This window comes from Rhizobium sp. C104 (genome assembly GCF_022354505.1).
In the GTDB taxonomy this organism is placed as follows: domain Bacteria; phylum Pseudomonadota; class Alphaproteobacteria; order Rhizobiales; family Rhizobiaceae; genus Rhizobium; species Rhizobium redzepovicii.
Genome location: NZ_CP092352.1, coordinates 435,593 through 459,428, shown reverse-complemented (window position 1 = coordinate 459,428; position 23,836 = coordinate 435,593). Strand labels below are relative to the sequence as shown.

The 23,836-nt window shown below is 60.4% G+C and carries 20 protein-coding genes and 6 pseudogenes; 14 read left to right on the top strand and 12 right to left on the bottom strand.

Annotation, left to right across the window (positions count from 1 at the left end; all coding sequences use genetic code 11):
* Positions 1–3: 3 nt before the first annotated feature.
* The 6 genes and pseudogenes from MF410_RS30270 to oiaX all read right to left on the bottom strand — a co-directional run bounded on the left by MF410_RS30270 (position 4) and on the right by oiaX (position 5,789).
* A pseudogene (locus MF410_RS30270) lies at positions 4–946 on the bottom strand (D-ribose ABC transporter substrate-binding protein).
* A gap of 94 nt (positions 947–1,040) precedes the next feature.
* Entirely contained in the window at positions 1,041–1,868 is an 828-nt protein-coding gene (locus tag MF410_RS30265) for a phosphogluconate dehydrogenase C-terminal domain-containing protein (protein WP_131710576.1), read from the bottom strand.
* A gap of 79 nt (positions 1,869–1,947) precedes the next feature.
* On the bottom strand, positions 1,948–2,394 hold the full coding sequence (locus MF410_RS30260) for an RpiB/LacA/LacB family sugar-phosphate isomerase (RefSeq protein ID WP_003592019.1): 447 nt from the start codon (positions 2,392–2,394) through the stop codon (positions 1,948–1,950).
* A 34-nt stretch (positions 2,395–2,428) separates the two neighbouring features.
* Positions 2,429–3,193, bottom strand: coding sequence for a triose-phosphate isomerase (locus tag MF410_RS30255; RefSeq protein WP_131710575.1), 765 nt, complete (start codon positions 3,191–3,193; stop codon positions 2,429–2,431).
* On the bottom strand, positions 3,193–4,527 hold the full coding sequence (locus tag MF410_RS30250) for a four-carbon acid sugar kinase family protein (protein ID WP_097624491.1): 1,335 nt from the start codon (positions 4,525–4,527) through the stop codon (positions 3,193–3,195). The genes MF410_RS30255 and MF410_RS30250 overlap by 1 nt, the downstream gene beginning before the upstream one ends.
* A 5-nt stretch (positions 4,528–4,532) precedes the next feature.
* Positions 4,533–5,789: a 3-oxo-isoapionate-4-phosphate decarboxylase OiaX gene (oiaX, locus tag MF410_RS30245; protein ID WP_239620756.1), complete on the bottom strand. Its 1,257-nt coding sequence runs from the start codon at positions 5,787–5,789 to the stop codon at positions 4,533–4,535.
* A gap of 177 nt (positions 5,790–5,966) precedes the next feature.
* Between oiaX and MF410_RS30240 the strand changes: the two genes are divergently transcribed.
* The 8 genes and pseudogenes from MF410_RS30240 (at position 5,967) to ugpC (ending at position 14,265) form a co-directional block, all read left to right on the top strand.
* The gene (locus tag MF410_RS30240) at positions 5,967–6,671 is read left to right on the top strand and encodes a transcriptional regulator NanR (RefSeq protein ID WP_097624233.1); all 705 of its coding nucleotides are present in this window, start codon (positions 5,967–5,969) and stop codon (positions 6,669–6,671) included.
* A 93-nt stretch (positions 6,672–6,764) separates the two neighbouring features.
* On the top strand, positions 6,765–7,085 hold the full coding sequence (locus MF410_RS30235; protein WP_097624232.1) for a hypothetical protein: 321 nt from the start codon (positions 6,765–6,767) through the stop codon (positions 7,083–7,085).
* A gap of 144 nt (positions 7,086–7,229) precedes the next feature.
* Positions 7,230–8,234 (top strand): LacI family DNA-binding transcriptional regulator, encoded by a 1,005-nt coding sequence (locus MF410_RS30230; protein ID WP_183781636.1) that lies wholly within the window; start codon positions 7,230–7,232, stop codon positions 8,232–8,234.
* Between the two features lie 36 nt (positions 8,235–8,270).
* Entirely contained in the window at positions 8,271–9,563 is a 1,293-nt protein-coding gene (locus tag MF410_RS30225) for a sugar ABC transporter substrate-binding protein (RefSeq protein ID WP_097624230.1), read from the top strand.
* A gap of 91 nt (positions 9,564–9,654) precedes the next feature.
* The gene (locus MF410_RS30220) at positions 9,655–10,593 is read left to right on the top strand and encodes a sugar ABC transporter permease (RefSeq protein ID WP_097624229.1); all 939 of its coding nucleotides are present in this window, start codon (positions 9,655–9,657) and stop codon (positions 10,591–10,593) included.
* Positions 10,586–11,478: pseudogene (locus tag MF410_RS30215) on the top strand (carbohydrate ABC transporter permease). The gene MF410_RS30220 and the pseudogene MF410_RS30215 overlap by 8 nt, the downstream one beginning before the upstream one ends.
* A 4-nt stretch (positions 11,479–11,482) precedes the next feature.
* Complete coding sequence (locus MF410_RS30210; protein WP_239620753.1) at positions 11,483–13,201, top strand: GH32 C-terminal domain-containing protein; 1,719 nt, start codon at positions 11,483–11,485, stop codon at positions 13,199–13,201.
* 20 nt (positions 13,202–13,221) lie between these two features.
* A complete protein-coding gene (ugpC, locus tag MF410_RS30205) occupies positions 13,222–14,265 on the top strand; it encodes a sn-glycerol-3-phosphate ABC transporter ATP-binding protein UgpC (protein WP_239620751.1) in 1,044 nt (347 codons plus the stop codon).
* 95 nt (positions 14,266–14,360) lie between these two features.
* On the opposite strand, the gene MF410_RS30200 is transcribed toward ugpC, so the two are convergent.
* The gene (locus MF410_RS30200) at positions 14,361–15,434 is read right to left on the bottom strand and encodes a saccharopine dehydrogenase NADP-binding domain-containing protein (RefSeq protein ID WP_239620748.1); all 1,074 of its coding nucleotides are present in this window, start codon (positions 15,432–15,434) and stop codon (positions 14,361–14,363) included.
* Positions 15,435–15,537: 103 nt separating this feature from the next.
* On the opposite strand from MF410_RS30200, the gene MF410_RS30195 reads away from it, so the two are divergent.
* Positions 15,538–16,134 (top strand): TetR/AcrR family transcriptional regulator, encoded by a 597-nt coding sequence (locus tag MF410_RS30195; protein ID WP_097624226.1) that lies wholly within the window; start codon positions 15,538–15,540, stop codon positions 16,132–16,134.
* 271 nt (positions 16,135–16,405) lie between these two features.
* On the opposite strand, the pseudogene MF410_RS30190 reads toward MF410_RS30195, so the two are convergent.
* A pseudogene (locus tag MF410_RS30190) lies at positions 16,406–17,022 on the bottom strand (TetR/AcrR family transcriptional regulator).
* A gap of 88 nt (positions 17,023–17,110) precedes the next feature.
* Here MF410_RS30190 and MF410_RS30185 point away from each other — a divergent pair.
* The 3 genes and pseudogenes from MF410_RS30185 to MF410_RS30175 form a co-directional block, all read left to right on the top strand.
* Positions 17,111–17,884, top strand: coding sequence for an SDR family oxidoreductase (locus MF410_RS30185; RefSeq protein WP_097624224.1), 774 nt, complete (start codon positions 17,111–17,113; stop codon positions 17,882–17,884).
* Between the two features lie 291 nt (positions 17,885–18,175).
* Positions 18,176–18,331 (top strand): annotated as a pseudogene (locus MF410_RS30180) (DUF4158 domain-containing protein); the annotation flags it as partial.
* A 39-nt stretch (positions 18,332–18,370) separates the two neighbouring features.
* Positions 18,371–18,793 (top strand): annotated as a pseudogene (locus MF410_RS30175) (DDE-type integrase/transposase/recombinase); the annotation flags it as partial.
* A gap of 108 nt (positions 18,794–18,901) precedes the next feature.
* Here the strand turns inward: MF410_RS30175 and trpB are convergent.
* From trpB to folE, 4 genes and pseudogenes are all read right to left on the bottom strand, one after another.
* A pseudogene (gene trpB, locus MF410_RS30170) lies at positions 18,902–20,112 on the bottom strand (tryptophan synthase subunit beta).
* 254 nt (positions 20,113–20,366) lie between these two features.
* Positions 20,367–20,624, bottom strand: coding sequence for a hypothetical protein (locus tag MF410_RS30165; protein WP_239620745.1), 258 nt, complete (start codon positions 20,622–20,624; stop codon positions 20,367–20,369).
* A 549-nt stretch (positions 20,625–21,173) separates the two neighbouring features.
* Positions 21,174–21,881, bottom strand: coding sequence for an SDR family NAD(P)-dependent oxidoreductase (locus MF410_RS30160; RefSeq protein ID WP_239620743.1), 708 nt, complete (start codon positions 21,879–21,881; stop codon positions 21,174–21,176).
* 46 nt (positions 21,882–21,927) lie between these two features.
* A complete protein-coding gene (folE, locus tag MF410_RS30155; protein ID WP_097624222.1) occupies positions 21,928–22,536 on the bottom strand; it encodes a GTP cyclohydrolase I FolE in 609 nt (202 codons plus the stop codon).
* Positions 22,537–22,678: 142 nt separating this feature from the next.
* On the opposite strand from folE, the gene MF410_RS30150 reads away from it, so the two are divergent.
* Positions 22,679–23,272, top strand: coding sequence for a Urease operon accessory protein (locus MF410_RS30150; protein WP_097624221.1), 594 nt, complete (start codon positions 22,679–22,681; stop codon positions 23,270–23,272).
* Positions 23,269–23,700: a DUF3429 domain-containing protein gene (locus tag MF410_RS30145; RefSeq protein ID WP_179867061.1), complete on the top strand. Its 432-nt coding sequence runs from the start codon at positions 23,269–23,271 to the stop codon at positions 23,698–23,700. The genes MF410_RS30150 and MF410_RS30145 overlap by 4 nt, the downstream gene beginning before the upstream one ends.
* The last annotated feature ends 136 nt before the right edge of the window (positions 23,701–23,836 follow it).

The window sequence follows — 23,836 nt, the reverse complement described above, 5'->3', positions numbered from 1 at the left end:
TGATCAATTCGTCAGGGCGAAGGTCTCGAGCTTGCCCGAATTGTCGGCGTTAATGAGAACGCAATCCATCAACTGCTTCTCTTCCTTCGGCGTCGTCTTGTTTTTGATGTAGGCGTCGGCCTGTTCCACCGCCAACTGGGCCTGCGCATAGGCCGGCTGCAGCACGGTCGCTTTGATGCCGCCCGACTTGATCGAGTCGCGCACGTCATTGGAACCGTCAAAGCCGACGACGATCACGTCCTTGCGGCCAGCGGCCTGAAGGGCTGCGATCGCACCCATGGCCATGGTGTCGTTGCCTGAGATGACGCCCTTGATATCGGGATTGGCCTGGAGGATGGTTTCCATCTTCGAATAGGCTTCCGTCTGGCTCCAGTTGGCCGACTGCTTGGCGACGGACTTCAGCTCCGGATAATCGTCGATGACGTCGTGATAGCCCTGCGAGCGGATGCCGGCATTGGTGTCGGAACTCCTTGCCTACCAGCTCGACGTAATTGCCCTTCTCGCCCATCAACTTGACGAATTCCTGCGCCCCGAGCTGTGCGCCCTGATAGTTGTTCGAAACGATCTGGGCGACGGCAACGCCGGTGGCGTTGATTTCGCGGTCGATCAGGAAGGAGGGGATGCCGGCATCCTTGGCCTTCTTGACGGCGGCGACGGAAGCGTCGGCGCCGGCATTGTCGAGGATGATCGCCTTGGCGCCGCGCCCGATCGCCGTATCGATCATTTCCGACTGCTTGTTGGCGTCGTCGTCATGGGTCATGACGAGGGTCTCGTAGCCGAGTTCCTTCGCCTTGGCTTCGGCACCGACGGCTTCGGCCTTGAAGAAGGGGTTGTCATGCGCCGGCGTGATGATGGCGATGAGATCGGCCGCAAAGGCCGGCATGGCCGTTCCGAGCGCCATCGCGCTGGCAAAGGCTGCAAGTGTCAGTCTGCGCGTCAGTTTCATTTTTTCCTCCCGTTGTGAATGAAGCCCCGTCTCCGGAGCGGTTACTCCGTCTCCCGGAGCGGTTAAGGGGGAGGGCATGCCTCCCCGGGCCGGTTCAGGTGATGCGCCGGATGCTTTCGGCGATCTCCTGCGGTTCGAAGACTTTCTTCCAGTCGTCGCGCATCAGCGCCGGAATGCCGAACTCGATTGCCTTGTTGCAGGCATCCGAGAACACGCCGTCGACCTCCTTGAAGATGACGGCGCCGAGCACGTTCATATGGCCGAGCAGAAAGTCGCGGGCGGCCTCCGCCGGCACGCCGCGCGCCACGCATTCGTCCATCGCCTGGCGCATGACGACGAGCAGCGAAGCGCAGACCGTTTCGGACAGGCCGGGTTCGAGCATGGCGAGCTGATCAACCGTAACCCTGTGCGAGCGCATGACCGGCGCCCAGATGAGCTTGGCGATTTCCTCACCGAGCGTATAGGCGCTGTCAGGCCCCTGCATCAGCGCCGAGACGATATGCTGTTTGGCAAACAGACCGCCGAAATGGTCCTTCTTGGCCTGCATATCCGTCTCGTCGTTGAAGATCGGCGGATGGCAGGGATGAGTGACGAAATAGGTGAGGTCGTCGCGCTTCGGCAGATGGCCGGCGAATGGGGCGGCGGCATCCAGCGCCACCACCATCGTGCCTGATGTGAGCTTGTCGACGATGCCGGCCGCGACCTTGCCGATCGCCGTATCCGGCACGGCGAGGATGACCACATCAGCGCCGTCGAGCGCGGCATCGACCGGCACGCAATCGAGGCCGAGATCGTTCTTCAAACGCGCCTTGCCAGCGTCGCTCACCTCGACATGGTGCACTTCAAAGCGCGAGCCTTTGAGATTTTTGGCAAGCCGGTATCCCATTTTGCCGCCGGCGCCGAAGAGAGCAATCTTGGTCATGTTTTCCTCACCTTTTCAGTTCTGGATAGGATCATATACTGGTATGATGAGTCAATCACCATATCATTACTTTGGTCGTTTAAGACCCATGTTTTTCGGCATCGAGCCGGTCGATCGCCTCGACGTTGCCGGCCGACGGGCCATCGGGATCGAATTCGGAAGCGAGCCAGACGTCTACGATCGACTTCGCCAGTTCCGGGCCGATCACGCGCGCGCCCATCGTGATGATCTGGGCGTTGTTCGATTTCGCCGCGCGTTCCGCCGAATAGGTGTCGTGGGTGAGTGCGGCGCGAATACCAGGCACCTTGTTTGCGGAAATGCACACACCGATGCCGGTGCCGCAGAACAGGATGCCGCGCTGATGTTCGCCGTCGACGATCGTCTGCGCCAGGCGCTGGGAGAGATCGGCGTAGAAGCCGGACTGGCTGAGATCGTGAACTTCGAGATCCGCCTTGCCGGCGAGATGGGCGGCAATGACATCGAGGAGCGGTTTGCCGGCGCTGTCGGCGCCAATTGCAATCTTCATAGCAGTTTCCTTTCATCGCCCTCAGGCATGGAAATCACCTTTCGATCGCCGCGCTGACGCGACGAAGAATGTCGAGGTAACCGTCGACACCCCAGGCGGAGCGGCCGATAAACAGGCCGTCGATATGCGCCTCGGTGATCAGTTCCTCACAATTTTCCGGATTGACGCTGCCGCCGTAGAGAATCGGCACCGCACGGCCAAGAATGGATTTCGCCACCTCGGCGATCTTGCCGTGCCGCTCCGACGCGTAGTCGGCGGTCGCCGGTATGCCCTTGGCGCCGATCGCCCAGACAGGCTCATAGGCAAGCAGGATCGGAGCCTTGTCGGCCTCCGTGTCGACGCCGCGCAGCGCCGCCTCGACCTGGCGCCGCAAAACCGCATCGGCCCGGCCCTCCTGGCGCTCCTGCAGTGTCTCGCCGATGCAGATCAGCGGCGTCAAGCCATGGCGGATCGCGGCGGAAACCTTGAGGCCGACGGTTTCGTCGGTCTCGCCGAAATGCTCGCGGCGCTCGGAATGGCCGAGCTCGACGATGTCGAGCTGGCAGTCCTTCAGCATCAGAGGAGAAATCTCGCCGGTCCAGGCGCCGGCATCCTCCCAGTGCATGTTCTGGGCGCCGACCTTCACCGAGGTCTCGGCCAGCAGCCGCTTGACCTCGCGCACCGCGGTAAAGGCGGGAATGACGAAGCGCTGCACGCGGGTATCGCGTTCCGCGTCCGTCGCTGCGAGGCGGTGCGCGAAAGCCAGAGCGTCCTCCACCGTCTTGTTCATCTTGAAGCTGGTGCCGACCCAGACGACCATCAGTTCTTCCTTCCCAGACGGATCTGCGCGAAATAGCCGTCCGTTCCGACCTGGCCGCCTTTCAGCGCGATCTGCAGGCCATTGGTCGGCGGGTAATCGCCATGGGCGAGGCATAGCGGCGAACCCGGCGTCTGGGGCAGCGGCAGAAGCGTCGTCAGCGCGTCGATCTTCAATTGCCGGAGCGCATGGCTCGACGTGTCGCCGCCGGCAACGACGGCGCGCGACAGCCCTTCCGCTTCGATCAGCCGTCGCAGGATCGTGCCGAGGGTACTGCCGAGCCGGTGGCGGGCGCCCGGCAGCCGGTCGATATCGGCGCCGCGGTCCGCGGATGGGCCGAGCGCCGTATAGAGGATGACGCTCTTGCCGTCTTTCAGCTTGCTGACACCCGCCTGCACGGCCGCTTCCACGGCGGCTTCGCCATTGGAAACCAGCGCGAGCGGGTCGAGCGCAATGCTCTCGAAACCGTTCTCGGCAGCCGTGCGAATCTGCCGCTCGGTGGTCGGCGAGACGCTGCCGGAGACGACGGCGAGGCGATCGACCGGGCCGATATCGGCAAATTCGGCGCCGATCTCACCGATCAGGCCGGCCTGCCGCCAGGCGCTGAGCAGGGCATATTCGACACCAGAGGAGCCGGCGACGAAACCTCCCGAACGGCCTGTGACCCGCAGCATCTGCCGGCCGGCGGCCGCCTGTGTTGCTGCGGAGTCGACATCGAGGAGCAGTATCCCTTCGCCATTCGATGTCAGCGCGTCGATCCGTTGGTCGGCGTCCGCCGCGGTGATCGCGACGAGATCGGCAAGCAGGACGGGGAGGGAGGTCTGCTTCGACAGATGGAGCGCAAGATCCGCCTCGTCCATCGGCGTGACGGGATGGCGGCTCATGACAGGGTGGCGGTCGATGCGGAAGACGCGGCCCTGATAGGCGGCGAAGAGATTGCCGAAGGCCGTATAGCGCTTCAATTGCGGCGCGCCCACGATAACCGGCACGATGGACTGTCCGAAACGCCTGCGGCCGATTTCGATCGCCTTGCCGATATTGCCGACCCCCGGGCTGGAATCGAAGGTCGAGCAGACCTTGTAATGGCAGATCGAAGCACCGAGCGAACTCAACCAGTCGAAGGCCGGCGCAAGGTGTTCCTCCATCCACGCCGGCGTTTCGCTGCGGCTCGTTCCCGCCAAGCCGATCGCGCGGCAGTGTTTGAAGCGGGCGAAGAATTCCGGCGAGGGAAGGTCGAGGAAGAGCACGGTCTCGACACCGTTCGAGGCAAGCGCCTCCATGACGTCGGTCGAGCCGGTAAAATCATCGCCGTAATAGCTGACGAGACGTCCGTCCATATCGCTCACGCGCCTTTGCCATCGCTGAATTTCGCAATCGAGGCGGCAAGCTCCGGATAATCTCTCGCGTAGACCTCCAGCGGAATGTCGGCGACCGCCGCCTGCCAGGCCTGCTGCACGGCGCGAACGCCGGCGGCCGGGCCGCCGGGATGACTGACGATGCCGCCGCCGCAGAGATAGAGGAGGTCGACGGTGCGGCCGGTGCGCTGATAGGTCTCCGGCGCCTGTCCGCCCCACTGGCCGGAACCTGCGACCGGAAGCGGCCGGTCGGCGGCGTCGAACAGCGGCGCGCTGATGGCCTTGAAAGACGAGACGAAGCTGTCATCGGGCTCCCAATATTTCACCCTGATGCCGTTGATCTGGAACTGGTCGACGCCCAAGAGCCGCCAGAACTGCTGGTAGACCTTGAAGTCCATGCCGGCGCCCGGATCGCGCGTCAGCATGTCCCAGCCGTTTCGATGCGCGTGCAGCACCAGGCTGGAGCGCTTGCGCAGAAAGCTCATGCCGCCGAAACCGATCGAGTTGATGTTGACGACAGCACAATTGCCGCCGGCCGCAGCGACGATGTCGTGGTTGCGCATCATCTCGTCGGGGTCGGCATGCGAGATGCCGAAGGCATACATCACCTTCTTGCCGGTCTTCTGCTCATGATCGAGAATGCGCGGCATGATCGCCGCGACGCGGTCCTTGAGCGGCGAATAGGCCGGGCTCATCAGTTTCTCGTCGTCCTTGATGAAGTCGACGCCCGATGCGATCAACTCGCCGACGAGCTCGGCCGTCTCGTGCGGTCTCAGCCCAAGTGCCGGCTTGACGATCGTGCCGATAATCGGCCGGCCTTCGACGCCGGTGAGGCGCCGACTGCCCGGTATGCCGAATTGCGGCCCGGGATGGGCGCTCTTGAAAGCCTCCGGCAGCTTCATGTCGACGATGCGGATGCCGGTCATGCCCTTGATCGAATAGACGCCGCCGATCGCGATGGTCATCAGAGCGGAGAGATCGGTGCCGATCGCCTCAAGCGGAAAGCCGATGTCGACATCGGCGCGGTGCAGCCGCGTGCCGGGAGCCGCCTCCGGCCAGGTCGGATGACGCCCATCCTCGAGCGGGTGGATCGCCATCACCCGGGCGGCGACACGCGCCTTCAGCTCCTCGGTCTCGCCCGGAACCGGCACGAAGGTCCCGGTCGACTGGTCGCTGGCGATCTTCTCCGCCATCGCCTCGACGCTGCCGGGCGTTTCGATGCGGTAGATCAGGGTAATCATCATGAACGGACGGCTGCTCCTCTCGGCCAACACAGATTGTCATGGCGTCAACTTGTGATCTGGTATAATGAGTATTCCAATCGATGAAAAGCGGAATCTTCGGCCGCGCAAATTTTCGTTGCGCGCTTTGTCCTTGATCCGAAAACTGTTAGGAGGAGACATTTGAGCCAGCGAGATCTCATGACCCAGCCCCTCGAACAGATCGTCCGCCGCAAACTCTCCGACGAAGTGTTTGATCGACTTGAGCGATTGATCACATCAGGCGAGCTCCAGCCCGGCGATGAAATGCCCTCCGAGCGGGTGCTGATGGAACGCTTCGGCGTCGGCCGGCCGGCAATCCGCGAAGCCATGCAGTCGCTCGCCAACAAGGGCCTCGTCAGCATTTCACACGGCGAACGAGCCAAGGTGCTCAGGCTGACGGCAAAGTCGATCTTCCGCCAGGTCGATCTCACCGCCAAGATCATGCTGTCGCAATCGGCGGATTCGCTCGAACATCTGAAGAGCGCCCGCATCTTCTTCGAGCGCGGCATGGCCCGCGAGGCCGCCCAGCGCGCCTCGGCAACCGACATCGCCGATCTCAGGGATATCATCGAGCGTCAGCGCATGTCGCTCGGGCGCGCCGAAGCGTTCATTGACGCCGACATGGAATTCCACACCCGCATCGCCCAGATCTCCGGCAATCCGATTTATGTCGCCGTCAGCGAAGCCATGCTTGCCTGGCTGAAGGAATATCATACTGAGATGCTGATCTGGACCGGCAAGGAAAAGTTCACGCTCGCCGAACACGACGAAATCGTCGACCGCCTGGAAGCCAACGACATCGACGGCTCGGAAACCGCGCTGCTCAAACACCTCGAACGCTCACGAGCGCTTTACGCGAAGTAGGGAGCTTTTGTTTAGCGACTGCTTGGGAACAATGATGTGCCGGCGAGGTTTTGGATAGGCCCGTCAGGCTAAAATCCCAAGGAGGATATGAAAATGCGTATGAAACTCGTAGCAGCTTCGCTTTTCGCAATCGGCATGGCCACATCGGCCTTCGCGCAGTCCAACCCAGCGCCGGCCGGCGCCACGATTGACAAGAACCAGGCCGATCAGGGTGGCGGCGCGGCCAGCGACATGAAGACCAAAAAGCCGATGGCGACCGATTCCACCACGACCAATTCCACGACCAGCGGCACGATGAAAATGGACAAGACCAAGTGCCCGAACCCGGTCAACAACTCGGCCAAACTCCAGACCCAGGGCGGCACCAGTAATGCCACGCCGATGGACGAAGCCTGCGCAGCCCATAACAACTGATCGGCTTCCCCAGACAAAAACCCCGCTTCGGCGGGGTTTTTGCCTCATCTCACAGCCCTTATCGGCGGCATCCCCGAGACAGCCTTGACTCATCGAAATGCGATTGGTATCAAGTTGGGTAATCGATAACCCAAAGCATCGCCCGTGACCACTTCACTCAACGACATAGCTGCCCGTGCAGGCGTTTCCGTCAAGACCGTGTCAGGCGCCTTGCATGGCGGCTCGGCGCGCATGTCGGAGGATACCCGGCAGCGGATCAAGGAGATCGCCGAGGAACTCGGCTATGTCACGAACTTCGCCGCACGCAGCATGCGGCAGGGGTGGATGCCGCTCATCGGCCTGGTCGCGGACGACTTGATCACGTCGCCTTTCGCGACGGAGATTATCAGGGGGCTCGACGGCGCTGTACGCGCCGCTGACATGGCCGTTTTCGCCATGACACTCGGCGGCCATCGCAGCGTGGCGTCGATCCTCGACGAGATGCGGCGGTTTCGCCCGCGGGCGATTGCCTATGCCGCCATGTATCACAAGAGCGTCGACCTGCCGCCCGAATTTGCCGATGCGGTCGGCGTCATGATCAACTGCCGCGATGCCAACGACCGCGTGACCTCGCTGGTGCCCGATGAAGCAGGGGCGGCGCTGGAGATTACCAACTACCTGATCGACGCCGGCCGGCGCAACATTGCCTTCATCAATCTGCCGGGGCTGCTTGCTGGCGACCTCCGCGAACTCGGTTTCCGGCAGGCGCTCGATCATGCCGGCATCGACGGAGCCGGCGCCATCGTCCTGCCTGCCGTCAGCAAGGCGATCTACAATGACCGGGCGCACAGCCTCGTGGGCACGCATGTCCATGCGCTGATGAACGGCCCACGGCGTCCCGATGCCATCCTATGCGGCAATGACCGCGTGGCGATGGAGGCCTATGCGGCGCTGCGCCGGACAGGCGCAAGCATTCCCGATGACGTCGCCGTTGCGAGTTTCGACAACCAGGTCGAGATCGCCTCGCGTCTCGACCCGCCGCTGACCACCATGGCGCTGCCCCATCGCGCCATGGGCCGCCAGGCCGCACAAATCCTGCTTGCCGAAGACCGGGCTCCGGTCGGAGTGCAGAAACTGCCGTTCCAGCTGGTGGAGCGGGCATCCGTATAAATTGAGAAAGTCCCATTCAATTGAGGAGGAATTCAAATGGGTAAACGATTACTTTGGTCTCTGGTCCTGTCCTCGGTGCTATCAGCATCATGGGCGCAGGCAGCCGAGAAAACCGCAATCCAGGTCATGCATCAGGGCGATCCCGGTTTTGTCGCCGCCTACGGCAAAGTCGCCGAACGGTTCGAGGCCGCCAATCCCGATGTCGACATACAGTTCATCTATGCGCCGCACGATGCCTATAACGAGAAGTTCAGCGCCGCCGTCATGGCCAAGCAACTGCCCGACGTCATGGAACTCGATGCGCCGTTCCTCGCCAACTACGTCTGGTCGGGTTATCTTCAGCCGATCAAGCCGCTGATCGACAAGGACCTCCTCGACGACATGACGGAGTCCAACGTCGCCCAGGGCACATACCCGATCGACAAGGACCTCTATGCAATCGGCCTCACCGACTCGTCGGTGGTTCTTTACGGCAACAAAAAATATCTGGAAGCAATCGGCGCCCGCATCCCGAAATCCGTCGACGATGCCTGGACCCGGGAGGAGTTCGAAACCTATCTCGAGAAACTGTCGAAGCTCGACGGGGTGAAGTGGCCGATCGACACTTTCCGCGGCTACGGCATCAAGACCGAATGGATCACCTATGCCTATGGTCCGATCCTGCAATCGGCCGGCTGCGATCTCATCGACCGCAAGGCCTGGAAATCCGAGGGAACGCTGGACAGCGATGCCTGTGTCGATGCTCTCGCCATGATGCAGAAGTGGGTCAAGAACGGCTGGGTCGTGCCGCAATCGGCCGGAACCAACCAGTTCTTCGCCGAAGGCAATCCGGCAGCGCTGGCGCTCGGCGGACACTGGGTTTATGCCGAGGCCGCCGCGACCATGAAGGACAACATCGTCGTCCTGCCGCTTCCGAAGTTCGGCGCCAAGGGTGCGAGCCCCAATGGCACCTGGATCTGGGCGATCACCAAGACGTCGAAACATCCCGATATCGCCGCCAAGTTCATCAGCTTCCTGCTGAAGGACAAGGAGTATAGGGCCTACGTCGCAAGCCAGTCGGGTTATCCCGGCCTGAAGAGTTTTGCGGCCGAATCTCCGCTCTATGCAAATGGTGGCCCGATGGCGATCGCCTTCGAACAGGCGTCCAAGACGGCCGTCTCGCGCCCGCCGCATCCTGCCTATCCGACAATCACCTCGGCCTTCATGCAGGCCGTCGATGAGGCGTTCAACGGCGGCGATCCCAAGGGGGCGCTGACGTCAGCCGCCAAGAAGATCGACGAGGATATCGAGGACAATGACGGGTATCCGCCGTTCGGCGACGGGCAATAAGAGCATCGCCGCCGACAGGTCGAAGCCCTGCGTTGTCTCCGGCAGGCATCGCAGGGTGGACCGGGATTAAGGGTTGGAGAGGAGGAGCTACATGGTCATGCAACAATCGATATCGTCGACATCCGTCCGAAAGGCTCCGGCGCGCCGGCATGACAGGGGACGGCTGATGCAGGAAGCGGCCATGCTCGCGCCGGCGGTGATTCTGTTGACCTTCTTTCTCATCCTACCGTTCCTCCTGTCCTTCTGGACGGCAATGACCAACCAGCCTCTGGTTCCGCGGCCGACGCCCGTCCGCTTCGTCTGGTTCAACAATTTCATCCGTATCTTCCAGGACGATCTTTTCTGGACCGCCCTTTGGAACGTCTCGCGCTTCACCTTCTGGATCATTCCGGCGCAGTGCGGCCTCGCCTTCGCGACGGCGCTGCTCCTGCATCAGAAGCTGCCGTTCCGCAATCTGCTGCGCGGCATGTTCTTCCTGCCGGCGATCACCTCGATGGTCGTGGTCTGCGTCATCTGGGGCACGCTGTTCCAGTATCCCACGGGACCGTTCAACCAGATCCTGGGCTTTCTCTCCGGCGGAGCGATCCAGCCGATCGATTGGCTCGGCGATCCGCAATGGGCGATGTTCTCGCTCGTCCTGCTCTCAGCCTGGCAGGCCTACGGCTTCCAGATGATCGTCTATCTCGCCGGCCTTCAGGGAATTCCGGACGAACTCTACGATGCCGCCAAGATCGACGGTGCGAACGCTTTCCGGCGCTTCTGGCATGTGACCATGCCCGGCCTGCGGCCGACCCATGTCTTCGTGCTGGTGATCACGACCATCCAGGCGTTCAAGCTGTATACCCAGGTGGCCATCCTCACGCAGGGCGGTCCAAAGAGCAGCACCGAAACGGTGGTGCACTACATGGTCCGTTCCGGCTTCGAGGAGCAGAAGATGGGCTACGCCTCTGCCGTTTCGGTCATCTTGTTCGTGATCGTTCTCATCATCGCGCTGATCCAGCGCCAGCTCCTGAGGCGCTTCGATGTCTGATATCGCACTCTCGATCCCGCAGGCCCGCACGGCGCGGCCCCGTTCCCCCGCAACGGTTCTTCGCATCATCCAGACGACATGCATTTTCATCATCGCATTGGTGATCGTGTCTCCATTGCTGCTCCTGGTCGTGGCAAGCCTCAAGGATGACCGGTTCCAGATTCTGGCCGATATGGGCAGCTTCCGCGCCTTCTGGGTTTCGAACCCGACGCTTTCCAACTATGCCGAGGTCGGCCACCTCTCGGGTGAACTCGCCTTCGGACGCTACCTCATCAACTCGCTGATCATCCTGGTCACGACGGTCTGTTCCGGCCTGATCGTGAATTCGATGGCCGCCTTTGTCCTGGCCTGGGGATCGTTCAAGGGCCGCGCCGTCATCCTGTCGATCGTGATCGCGCTCTATGTGATCCCGCAGGAAAGCATCATCATGCCGCTCGTGATCATGGTTTCCCGGGCGGGAATGACCGACACCTTCGCGGTACAGATCGTTCCCTGGGTCGCCAGCCCCCTTTATATCTTCCTGTTCTACCAGTTCTTCGCGCAACTGCCGAAGGAATTGCTGGAGGCCGCCGAGATCGACGGCGCGTCCTTTTCCGGGCGTATCGCTCCATCTTCCTGCCGCTCAGCCTGCCGGCACTCGCCACCGTGTCGATCCTCATGGGGATCGAGACCTGGAACCAGTATCTCTGGCCGATCCTGGTGACGCAGACCGACTATGCCCGGCCGATCGCGGTGGCCATCGCGACCTTCTTCGGACAGGACAGCATCTACTGGGATCGTGCGATGGCTGCCTCCGTTTTGATGATGATCCCGATCCTTGGGCTCTACCTCGCGTTCCAGCGCTGGTTCGTGAGCTCCTTTATTGGCTCCGCCGTGAAAGGTTGAATTGATGACAAGCCAAGCGATTTCTCCGTCCGATCAAGTGGGGCCGGAGACGATCAGCGCCGTCCTGCCCGAGGGGGCCACGATCCACGCCTGGATCAGGGCGCCGCATGCCGGCGCCACGGGTAGGCTGACGGCATATGTCGACGGGGACCCGGCCGGTGCTGTCGAAACATCAAATCCGCATGAATTCGAGTTTCGGCGGCTGACGCTGGAAAGAGGCGGAGAGGCGGCTTTCTCCTACAATCCGGTTACAACCGAAATATCGGTCCTCTATGCTTATCTCCCACCCCGCGTCCTGGAAGAAGGCATCCGGCTGCTGCATGTCCGACAATGCGCCGCCACACCTGAGGTCCCGGGCAGCTATCACTTCCGTCCGCTGTCTGGTTGGATGAACGATCCCAACGGATTCGGAAGGTTCGGCGGCAAGCTGCACCTGTTCTACCAGCATTATCCGCATAGCCCTCGATGGAACAACATGCATTGGGGTCATGCGGTTTCGGAGGACTATCTTCACTGGAAGCATCTCCCGATCTTTCTTTTCCCTTCCGATGAACTCGCTCAGCAGGCCGACGGGCGGGGCGGGGCATTTTCCGGCTCCGCGATCGCTCTTCCCGGCGATGAAGCCGGCCTTCGCATTTTCTTCACCGAGCACATGAAGGATCGGCAACCGGAGGAACAGGTTCAGTTCACCGCCACCAGCCGCGATCTTGTCAATGTCGAGCCGGCGAACCTGATCCTGCCAGCACGTCCCGCCGGGCTCGGCCTGACAACCGACTTCCGCGATCCTTACGTCTTTTCGGGGCCCGACGGCAAATGGAAGATGTTGGTGGGCACACGGGACCGCGAGGGCGGCGTCATCCTGCTCTACGAAACGGATGATCCGGCTGCGGCGACGGGATGGACCTTCCTCGGCATCCTTCACCGCGAGAACCGCTTCGGGATGACGGCGGCGGAGTGCCCCTGCATGGTGCCCCTCGACGGTCCCGCCAACGACCCGATGACGCGCTGGGCCATGATCTTCGGTCTGCTGACCAGCCGCGACCCGGCAACGGGCCGGCGCAACATCACGCTTGCGAGCGTCGGCCGTTTCGACGGCCAAAAGTTCTCCATGCAATTTGAACAGGAATTGGATTTCGGCACCGATGCCTACGCGTTCCAGGCCTTCGTCGACCATGCCGGCCCGATCGGCATCGCATGGCTTGCGAACTGGACGGATATATCAAGAGAAATCGACATGCCGACGGCGATGACCCTGCCGCGCCGGCTGGCATTGCAGAGCGGGGCGCTGATTACGCCGCCGGTCGCCGCTGTGGAAAGCCTGCGGCGGCACCGACTGGATGTCGGAGGCCTTCTGGAAGGCCAAACCGTCGCTCTCGCCAACGGCTCCGTCGAAATCCTGCTCACCTTGAAGGAAGCCGGCAACGCCTTCCGTTTGGAATTCGATCATTCCGAAGCAACCGTTGCGGTTCAGTTGAACGACGATGGGCTGAGCATTCCCTTTTCAGTGACGAATGCCAAGGCATCACCGCGCTATATCGCCGCCGGCGCACGCCCGTCGACCATCCGGATCTTCCTCGATGCGGGCTCGCTCGAGGTCTTTGCCGACGATGGCCGCTGGACGGGAACCAAGCGGTTACCCGGCTTCAAGGGCGTAAGCTCGGTGCGTCTGACCGCGCCCGAGGGCAATGTGTTCGCCGCCGAAATCTGGCAGCTCAGTCTTTAATCGCTGGAGGATGAAACGACATGGCATCGGTTACAATAGACGAAGCCCGCAAGCATTATGGTGCCGTTCCGGTGATCCACGGCGTCTCCGTCGATATTGAGGACGGCGAATTCGTCACGCTCGTCGGCCCCTCGGGCTGCGGCAAGTCTACCCTGCTCAGAATGCTCGCAGGGCTGGAGGAGATCAGCGACGGCGAAATCCGCATCGGCGGCCGGATCGTGAACGACGTGGCGCCGAAAGAGCGGGATATCGCCATGGTGTTCCAGAGTTACGCGCTCTATCCGCACATGACCGTCGCGGAGAATATGGGCTTCGCTCTGAAGCTTCAGGGGCGGAACAAATCGACGATCGAAAAGCAGGTGAAGGAGGCGGCCGACATTCTGGCGCTTGGGCCTCTCCTCGACAGATTGCCCAAACAGCTGTCGGGCGGCCAGCGCCAGCGCGTCGCCATGGGCCGGGCGATCGTCCGTCACCCGCAGGTCTTTCTCTTCGACGAGCCGCTCTCGAACCTCGACGCCAAGCTGCGTGTGACGATGCGGGCGGAAATCAAGGAGCTTCACCAGCGGCTGAAGACCACCACCGTCTATGTCACCCATGATCAGGTCGAAGCCATGACCATGGCCGACAAAATCGTCGTGATGCGCAGCGGCCGTGTGGAGCAGATCGGCAAGCCGCTCGAACTCTTCGACCGGCCGGCAAACACCTTCGTCGCCTCTTTCATCGGCTCGCCCGCCATGAATCTGTTCGGAGGCAAGGTCAGCGGCGGCAGCTTCGTTTTGGACAGAACCAGCCTGCCTCTGCCGCCCGGCCGGCAACCGGCGGACGCCGTCACCTATGGCATCCGCCCCGAGCATCTGTCGATCCGCGAGGACGGGGTGCGGGCCACCATTGTCGTCGTCGAGCCGACCGGATCGGAAACTCTCATCAACGCCAGGCTCGGAAATGCCGATATCACGCTGCTTCTGCGCGAACGGGTCGACTTTCAGCCGGGACAACAAATCTCGATCGCCCCTGACCTGTCGAAGGTGCATTTGTTTGGAACAGGCGGCAATCGCCTGAATTAAGATGGGGCGTTTTGGTCGGCACGCCGATTGCGAGTGTCGTAGAGTCCCCTCGCAAAATGCCCAGTTTTTGCGAGGGACTGCTTTGGTCATGCCATTTATGGATGGACCTTCTGAACATCTGAGGTTTCTAATGTCTCAACCGACAGATCGGAGCCGAGCGCGCTCAGGAAACTCGCGGCATGGAAAATGGCAGCCGGCGGCTTCGCGCCGGTCTCGCGGATCTCCCCGGACAGGATACGCTGGACCGCTTCGCAAATGATCGGCGCCGTGACGGCATAGATGTCCTGTCCCTGGGCGGAACTCCGGCGGCACAGCTCGCCTTGCGTGACGATCACCTCGACGGCGAAGCGCTGCGCCGAACGCCCGGTTTCGTCGATGGCCTGGGGCGAGGGCGTCGAGGGGTCGCGAACATCGCGCAGGGCTGTCGTGCTGAGAAAGGTATGCAGCTCGTTGGTCCTGATGTGGCGAGCGATCAGCGGCACCTCCGAAAATGGAAGCTCGACGAATGTCTGGCGGCCGAACGGGGCCGGCAAGACGGCCACCTTCTCTGCCGGCGGCTGGTGCAAGGGGCCAAGCTGGCCACCGCTGACCGCCAGGCGCTGCGCCCTGTTCTTCTCGCCTGTCACGCGCGTGCCTTTCGTGGGCAGCCAGCTGTCGAGCGCAACCCGGATTTCAACGGTGTCGGCGTGCTGCCATTCGTCCATCAGGGCTGCCACCAGCAGGTCGGCCAGTCCGCCGTAAAATCCCATCGCCGGGATGACGACTACGCCGGCTTTCCGGGCCGCAGCCTCATGCCGGTCGAACGTCGCCTGTACGCTCGGCTGTTCGGCCGTGACGTCGAGATAATGGATGCCGGCCCGCAACGCGGCACGCACGGCTGCGTCGGCCGTGTCCATGAACGGGCCGGCGCAGTTGATGACCGCCGCCGCTCCCGCAAGCGCCCGGTCGAGCGCCGCGTCATCCTCTATCGCTGCTTCGCGGCATTCGACGCCGCGTTCCGCAAAGCCCGCCTCCGCCAATCGTTCGGCGCTCCGTCCGATCGCGATCGGCTTGAGCCCGCGCCGCAACAGTTCGGCGACGACAAAACGGCCGGTATGGCCATTCGCGCCAAGGACCGCCACGGCCTCGGATAATGTTCTGGTGATGTCGGCTTGTTGGGTCGTGGTCATTGCTCTCTCCATCGCTACAGACCTGTCTGTACTCAATAAAACATACAGGTCTGTAGCGCGTCAATCAACTTTCTGCTAGGGTGACTGAATTGGAGATACGCGAATGACGAAAAGCACAGTGAACGCACCCGCCCCAGCCGTGAACGACGTGCGGGACAGAATTCTCGAGATGGCATCGGAACTCTTCTACCGCCGCGGCGTGCGTGCCGTCGGCGTCGATCTGGTGGTTGAAAAATCCGGTGTCGCCAAAACCAGCCTTTACCGCCATTTCGGCACGAAGGACGATTTGATCGCGGCCTTCCTGAAACGCGAGGACCTGGACTTCTGGAACACCTGGGACCAGGTAAACGAACAGCACGCGGATGACGCCGGAGCTGAACTCGACGCCCATTTCGAGTGGATCGGCGAACGAGTTGGCCGGGACAATTACCGGGGCTGCCCGCAGATCAACACGGCGGCCGAGTTTCCGGAGACCGGTCACCCCGCGCGCAAAGTCGCCGAAGCCCACATGCGGGAGATGCGGCGGCGCCTGAGGACCATCGCCGGGAGACTGGCGGTCGCGGCACCCGACCGGCTTGCCGGGCAACTCGCGGTGCTGATCAACGGCGCCTTTGTCAGCATGCAGGTGTTCGAGCCCGGCGAGGCCACCGGTTTGCTTCGTGATGCGGCGCACGCCCTGATCGCCGCCAGCCGCGGCTGACTCCCTGGAGGCAGATTTCTCGGCGTTGGGAAATGGATCAAGAGGAACGGGCCACGCATCGGGATCGAGAGTTCCCGACATTCGTCGATTGCTGTTCAGCCGAAATTTGTACCGCAATATCTCTTGTCGGCGCTCTTGCGCACACAAGGCTTTCGTAACAACAGGCCGCCGGTTCGGATCCCTTCAAGGCGCCCGTGGGCGAACCACTGATAAAGTTCTGGGACGCTCGCGGTCAGCACGAGCCGTACACGCGTCTTCGGGCCGACCCCCGTTAGGTGCCACGGTTCCCAGGCCAGGCCGTGAGTGCGAGATCGATCAGCCGCTTTAGCCGCGCATTGCAGGCGCCATCGCAGGCCTGTGCGGACATGCCCTGGACAATCGCTCCATAGAAGCGCGCGAGCGTATCGGTATCGGTATGCGCCGGCAATTCGCCTTCCTCGACGGCACGGTCGAAGCGGGCTTTGAGGGTCTGCATCGACGTCTCGCGCAACGCCGCTGTCATCCGCGCGACGGATGCGTTTTCTTCTGCATGCTGCAGGACGGCCGTCGAGACCATGCACCCTCTCGGCTTGTCCGGCTGGGTGTCGCCGTCAGCGATATCGTAGAGGTAGAGGCTCAGGGCATCGTAAGCCGGAAGATGGGATTGAAGGATTTCCGACCGGCGGCTGTTTTCACGAGCAATGCTGAAGTCGAGCGCCTGACGGTACAATTCCTCCTTCGAGCCGAACATCGAATAGAGAGTCGGGGATTGATCCCCATGGCCTTCGTGAGGTCGGCGGTCGACGTTCCTTCGTAGCCGCGTTCCCAGAACAAGCGTGCCGCGATGTCGAGCCCAACGTCGCGATCGATCGCGCGCGGTCTGCCTCGTTTGCGGACTAAATTCGTCATTAAAATAGCGATCCCTATTAAATTGTTGACAGGTTCCTTTCGACCATTATTATAGAGGTCACTATTTAATTTAGCAACGGAGTGATCCATGTCCCAAAAACTAGCAAACAAGATAGCCCTCATTACCGGAAGTTCGCGCGGTATCGGCCGGGCGGTTGCTCTCGCGTTTGCGAAGGAGGGTGCCGCACTGATTGGGGTGCACTACACTGCCAACGCGGATGCGGCCAATGCCACCGTACGCGACATTGAGGCGCTTGGTGTCAAGGCCATAGGTGTGAAGTCCGACCTCAGACAGGGCAAAGAGGCGGCCGACAGCCTCTGGGCGCAGTTCAGCGAAGCCGCGCGTACCGAGATGGGCTCGCCCGCTCTGGATATTTTGGTGAACAACGCCGGCATCGCGCCTGCACTGCCGCTGAAGCAGACGAGCGAAGCTGTTTTCGACGAGGTGATGACGATCAACTACAAGGCGCCGTTCTTCCTGATCCAGGCAGTGGCCGACCACATTCGTGACAATGGCCGTGTGATCAATGTCTCCACTGGGTTTACGCGGATCGCGGCGCCAACCCATCCCGCCTATGCGGCCTCAAAGGGGGCGCTGGAGACATTGACACTGGCGCTGGCACCTGAATTTGCAGCTCGCGGGATTACGGTCAATGCCGTGCTGCCGGGTGTAACGGAGACGGATATGAATGCCGAGTGGCTGGCATCGCCGGATGCGCGCGCCGGCGCCGAAGCCCTCTCGGTCTTCTCACGTGTCGGAAAGGCGGAGGACGTCGCCGACGTCATCGCCTTCCTCGCATCGAACGATGCCCGTTGGACGACGGGCCAGATGATTGATGCGACGGGTGGCGCCCGGATCTGATCTATCCATTGCGGAGATGAGAGTTTGCGTCAGAGTGCCCCGTAGCCCTTGGGTCTGGACTTAACCGTGGGGGCAGAACGGGTATGTCGACAAGCTTCCGCCCATCTTGATCTTTGAGGAGTTTCCGCTTTGCCATCGCCCGACTCCATCCACGACCAATCTGCGCGAAGCGTTATCGAGTGGGTCGGACGGAGAAATCAAGACTGGCGCATGTCGATGGCAATCCACAGAGATCAATGCTGCAGATCCGAGCTACGATATCGTTCATGTTCCGTTCGGCCTTAGCGTACGATTTCGGACTGCTCTCCAGTCGACGAGGACAGCCTAATCCGACACTATTCGTTGTCATTGCCGGATCGCCTGGAGATCGAACTGCGGAGACGTAATCACAATCGGCTCGGCTTTGTCATCCAGCTATGTCTGATGCGATACCCGGGTCGAGCGCTGGGGGCAGAAGAAACTCCGCCTAGCGCCATATGCTGAAGGCGCGTCGTCGATCAGGACGACTATGTTGTCGATGAGATGGTCCAGATCCGCCGCGATACCAAGGCCGCCAAGCGATTGCTGACCAGGCTCCTAAGGGTGCAAGGTCTCATGCCGAAGCGCATCGTCGCCGACAAACTGCGCTCGTACGGCGCGGCAAAGTGGGAAGTCATGCCAGATGTCGAACATCGATCTCACAAGGGTCTCAACAACCGCGCGGAGAACTCTCACTTACCGCTGCGAAAACGAGAACGAATGATGCAGGGATTTCGATCGGCCGGCGGCGTGCAGCGCTTCGTATCGATCTTCTCGGCTCTCCGAAATCTCTTCGTCACCCCGCATCATAAACGATCCGCTCTGGCCCCTCACATTCACCGCGTCCGCGCAATCGCATATTGGAAAGCCGTGACCAGCGCGGCTGCCTGATTGTCAGGTACAGCAGGGATAGTTCGATCACAGCTCGATAACGTGACATCTCCCCTTTTGGATATCCAAATTCGAGAACATGGATGCCTCCGTCTTCCAACTTAAGGGCTATTTGACATTCAAAAGGCTGGACACCGTGAAGATGTCCTTGTCACCGCGACCACAGAGATTGACGATGATGATCTTGTCGGAGGGCATGAGCGGGGCTGTCTTTACGACTTCGGCAATTGCATGAGACGGCTCTAGCGCCGGAATGATGCCTTCCACAACTGATAGAAACTGGAACGCTTCAAGGGCTTCGAAGTCGGTTACGGACGCGTAGCTTACGCGTCCCGTGTCCTTTAGCCACGAATGCTCCGGGCCGACGCCGGGGTAATCAAGGCCCGCGGAGATCGATTGTCCCTCGTTGATCTGCCCATCTGCATCTTGCAGAAGATAAGTACGGTTTCCGTGCAGAACGCCGGGCTTGCCTTTCGTCAACGATGCGCAGTGTTGCGATGTTTCAAGCCCTTTCCCGGCAGGTTCAACGCCGACCATGGCGACGCCAGTATCGGCTAGGAACGGATGGAACAACCCAATCGCGTTCGAGCCGCCACCAACCGCTGCGACCAGGAGATCGGGAAGGCGGCCTTCACACTCCAATATTTGCTCGCGCGCCTCTCTTCCGATTACCGACTGCAACGTTCTAACCATTTCCGGGTACGGGTGAGGGCCAGCGGCGGTCCCGATCAGGTAATAGGTGTCATCTACGTTCGATACCCAATCACGCAGTGCCTCGTTCATGGCATCTTTGAGCGTGCCGTTTCCCGACGTGACGGATCGCACTTCAGCACCCAAGAGCTTCATTCGGAAAACGTTAGGGGCCTGTCGCTCAATGTCTTTCGCTCCCATGTAAGGACACAGTCGAGACCGAACCGGGCGGCCATCGTTGCAGTCGCGACGCCGTGCTGGCCTGCGCCTGTTTCGGCTATGATTCTCCTCTTGCCCATCCGTTGGGCGATAAGCGTCTGGCCGAGGCAATTGTTTATTTTATGGGAACCGGTATGATTGAGCTCGTCGCGCTTCAGGTAGATGCGCGCGCCATTCAGGCGCGCGGTCACTCGTTCAGCAAAGTAGAGCGGACTAGGCCTGCCGATATATGTTCGGGACAACTCGTCAAGCTGATCCCAGAACGATTTGTCGGTCTTTGCGGCTTGCCAATTCTCAGTGACTGAGATCAGAAGCGGCATGAGCGTCTCGGCTACGAAGCGGCCGCCAAATATTCCGAAGAAACCGTCTTCATCTGGCAAGGCGTTGGCGTTCAGCGGCATACGATGCATGATTTTGCTCCTGGGTTATCGTCCGATACGGAGCTGGCGCAATTCGGATGGCGCGCGATGTTAAAATTTTTCTGCTGCCCGCCGGCGGCAAAATCGCAGTGTTAATTCTCATCGGCTGAAAGATAGCCCGCGCCATCGTGCTTATGAATGCCTAGACGAGGATTACGGTTGTTCGCTTGAGTGAAGGGCTCCAGTTCTTTTTGGAAACACTGCGTACGACTTCGACCGGCATGAGCTGCGCCGCTTCGCTGTCATTAATAACAGAGCGTGCGCAGCATCCCCTCGACATTGGGTTTTTTCTGGCACGATATTTTCGCCGGCGGCCTATTCTTAACTTGATTTTTGTCGGCGGCAGCAGGTTTGGGGCGAACGTTGTCGTGATGAGAACATCCAGTACAAAAAGAGGACAATATGGCGATGACCGTTAAGCCAAGGATCACTTTCATCGCCCACTCCTTTTTCGGGGCACACCAAATTGGGTTTTCACGAGCCGGATCATACATCTGCTTCATCGAGCGACGTTCCCGAAATTTTTTCAGTGAAGCCAGTAACAATACCGCCGACACACTGGAAAAGTTCACTGCGTGCAAGGCGCAGATACATATGCTGCAGAGGACGGCAATCTTCTATCGCAAAACGGCCATACCCGGTGATCCCAGCCTCTCAGGTACTCGGCCAACAACATTCCTCCCTCGCAAGGCCTCTGTCGTAACCGATCGAATCTTCGAGCCGTGGGACCTACAGCAGCAAAGCCGGTGGCGATCTGTTTGCATCCCAGCGATTTTGCGGCGCAAAGCCCCACCTTCTTCCGGCGATGATACGATAACTGCCTGCGCCCAGGTGTTGGCTGCCCGTCTTAGCGCGTCGTCGACCGCGTTGATTTCGGGCAGCGTCTCGAGTGACGGGTCCTCGACGGTTATCAACATCATTGTCGACAGGGACGGATCCGGACGCGTAAAATCTCTCGGCGGATGAAAATTAGGCTGCGAGGCCGGTTCAATAAAGCCACCTCTTTGGTTTTGAATAAGTCCTAGTAAGCACACCTGCTGTGGCGATGCGGCTTAAAAAGCGATTGGGCTGCCATCATAGGCGAAGAACCCCCCGGAATCAGCAGGCTGGAGGGAGTCAAGCGCTTGTAGAACCGCCTGCGCGGCGTTTTTAGGCTCCAACCTTTGATGGCCAGACGAGAACGGAGCGGAGAGCGAGGTCATGACACTTCCCGGATGCACTGTCACAACCACCGACGCCGGGTTCGCCCTGGAAACCTCGATCGCTGCCGTGTGGACGATCTGGTTGAGTGCTGCCTTTGAGGAGCGGTACGAAATCCATCCACCGAGCTGATTGTCGCCAATCGACCCGACGCGCGCAGACAGGAACGCAACGATTACGCGCCTTTTCCTAGCAAGTAGCGGAGCGAAGTGTTTCAGGATCAGCGCAGGTCCAACGGCATTGGCGGCAAACTGGTTCATCATCGCGTTTTGCGAAAGCTGTCGGATCGACTTCTCCGGCCCGACGCCGTTTATCGTCAGAGCGCCCGTCGCACAGACAACCAGATCGAATGCAGTTTCCCGAAGCCGGTCGGCGGCGCGATGGACGGTTTCCTCGTCCGTTATATCGAGCCCGTCCTCCCGGCGCGAGAGCCGAACCAGGTTCGAACAGCTAAGATCAGCTGCTAAGCAATTGGATATTGCCTGCCCGATGCCGCCGCTGGCTCCTATGACTAGGGCCGAGTAACCGGCCTGCAACGATTTCATCAGCGTATCGGCCATGGAACATTCCCTCCCGCAGTTTGGGTGGACGACCAATCCAGACAGATCAGCCGCGCGCCAACATCATGAAGCGTGACTGGTCCTCAGCTGAGCGCTCAAACTGGCCGATGAACACCGTCGTTATCGTTTTGGCACCCTGTTTCTGAATGCCGCGCATCGCCATGCACATATGCTCGGCTTCGATCATGACGGCCACACCCTTGGGGCGCAGGCTTTCGTCAAAAGCCTTTGCGATCTGCGATGTCATCGTTTCCTGCGTCTGCAGCCGACGGGCATAAATATCCACCAGCCGTGCCATCTTGGAGAGGCCGAGCACGCCGCCTTCCGGGACATATGCAATGTGGGCAACGCCATGAAAGGGAACCATGTGATGCTCGCAATGTGAATGGAATTGTATATCCTTGACGACCACCATGTCGCCGTAACCAGCAACATCGGAGAAAGTCTTTGCCAGAATGTCTTCCGGGGCGGTGTCGTAGCCGGCAAAGAGCTCACGATATGCTTTGGCCACGCGCGCCGGGGTGTCGTGGAGGCCCTCGCGCGATAGATCGTCGCCAGCCCAGCGGATCAAGGTGCGCACGGCGGCTTCTGCTTCCTCCTGCGTTGGGATGTCTGAAGCTCTTAGAAATTCGGTATCGGTGACGATCGCGTCCATCGGAACATGTCCTTCATTTATAACCGCGCTGGTACGTCGGTCGTCTTACGCCGGATCAAATTTCCCAGCATTCGAATAGCAAGTTTTTGATCTGCTACGCGGCCGTGGCGTAAGATCTGCGTGTCTTATGGAGCTCATCCCAATGTCGGCAAAAATCGTGATAGTGGGGAACGGGTCATTTTCGGGAGACGAAGCGGACAAGATCGACAGTTGCGATCTCGTCATCCGCTTCAACGGCTGCCGTTCGGCCGGTGAGGGTGGCATCAGAACCGATGTTGTTGCGGTGTCCAATACAGGCCGTCCCGCAGCGACGATGATCAGGCACAATGCGTGGCGCAACCATCCGGCCGTCAAGAATGCCGCGGAAATTTGGGGCGTTCGCGACGCTTTGAAGTTTGCTGAACTGAAGCCAACCATCGCGATACAGTATCCCGAGCTTGATGACTTCTGTGATGACCACACGGAGGAGTTCGCCAGCTTCTCCGCCGATGGCGGCAAGAGTTTTGCTGTCATTCCCGGCCGATACCATGATCTCCTCGATTTTGAGCTGCGCGCTTTGATGCCAGGCGGTTACGTGGTCCCGAGCTCGGGATTGCGCGCTGTTGCTTATGTGATTGGCGAGGTTGCGGTTCCTGGCGACCAGGTCTTGCTCGCTGGTTTCTCCCATCAGGGATGGGACGGGCAACCGTTTGCCGCCGAGCAGGCGCTTATAAGAATAAGCGGATCAGTAGAATGAAAAGCGATCAGCGCGTCGTGTCGATCGTCTTGACGTATTTGGGCGCATTGCCGTTTTGGCTGCTTATACTCGCGTCGGTGGCCGCCCCGCAGATTGAAGCTCAGCGCGCGTTTATAATTTATGGTGCGATTATCGGCTCATTCATGGCAGGAACGCTTTGGGGGAGTATTCAAAACGGCCGGCACGATGTCTTGGTTGTCGTTTCGAGTAACGTGTTGGCGTTGGTTGCATTCGCGACGCTCCTCATTGGATCCACCACAGTGAGCCTTCTCACTCAGATGATTTCGTTCGGTCTTCTGCTCGCCGCCGACGCCAGGATTATTGCTGAACACGATGACCTCGGCTGGTACTTGAAGCTTCGTGTAAGGGTCACGCTGGTCGTTCTATTCGCTTTCTGTCTGATGTTTGCGTTGCATTGGGCCGGGTAACGCGCAGTTATTGTCATGAGATCTGGACTGCATGGAGTGTTCGTAGGATTTGAGTCAGCCTAGCCGCATAGGAGAAGAGAGGCGACATCACGTCGTGATCCGGTCACGATAAGCAGAGCACGCCATCAGCTCTTTG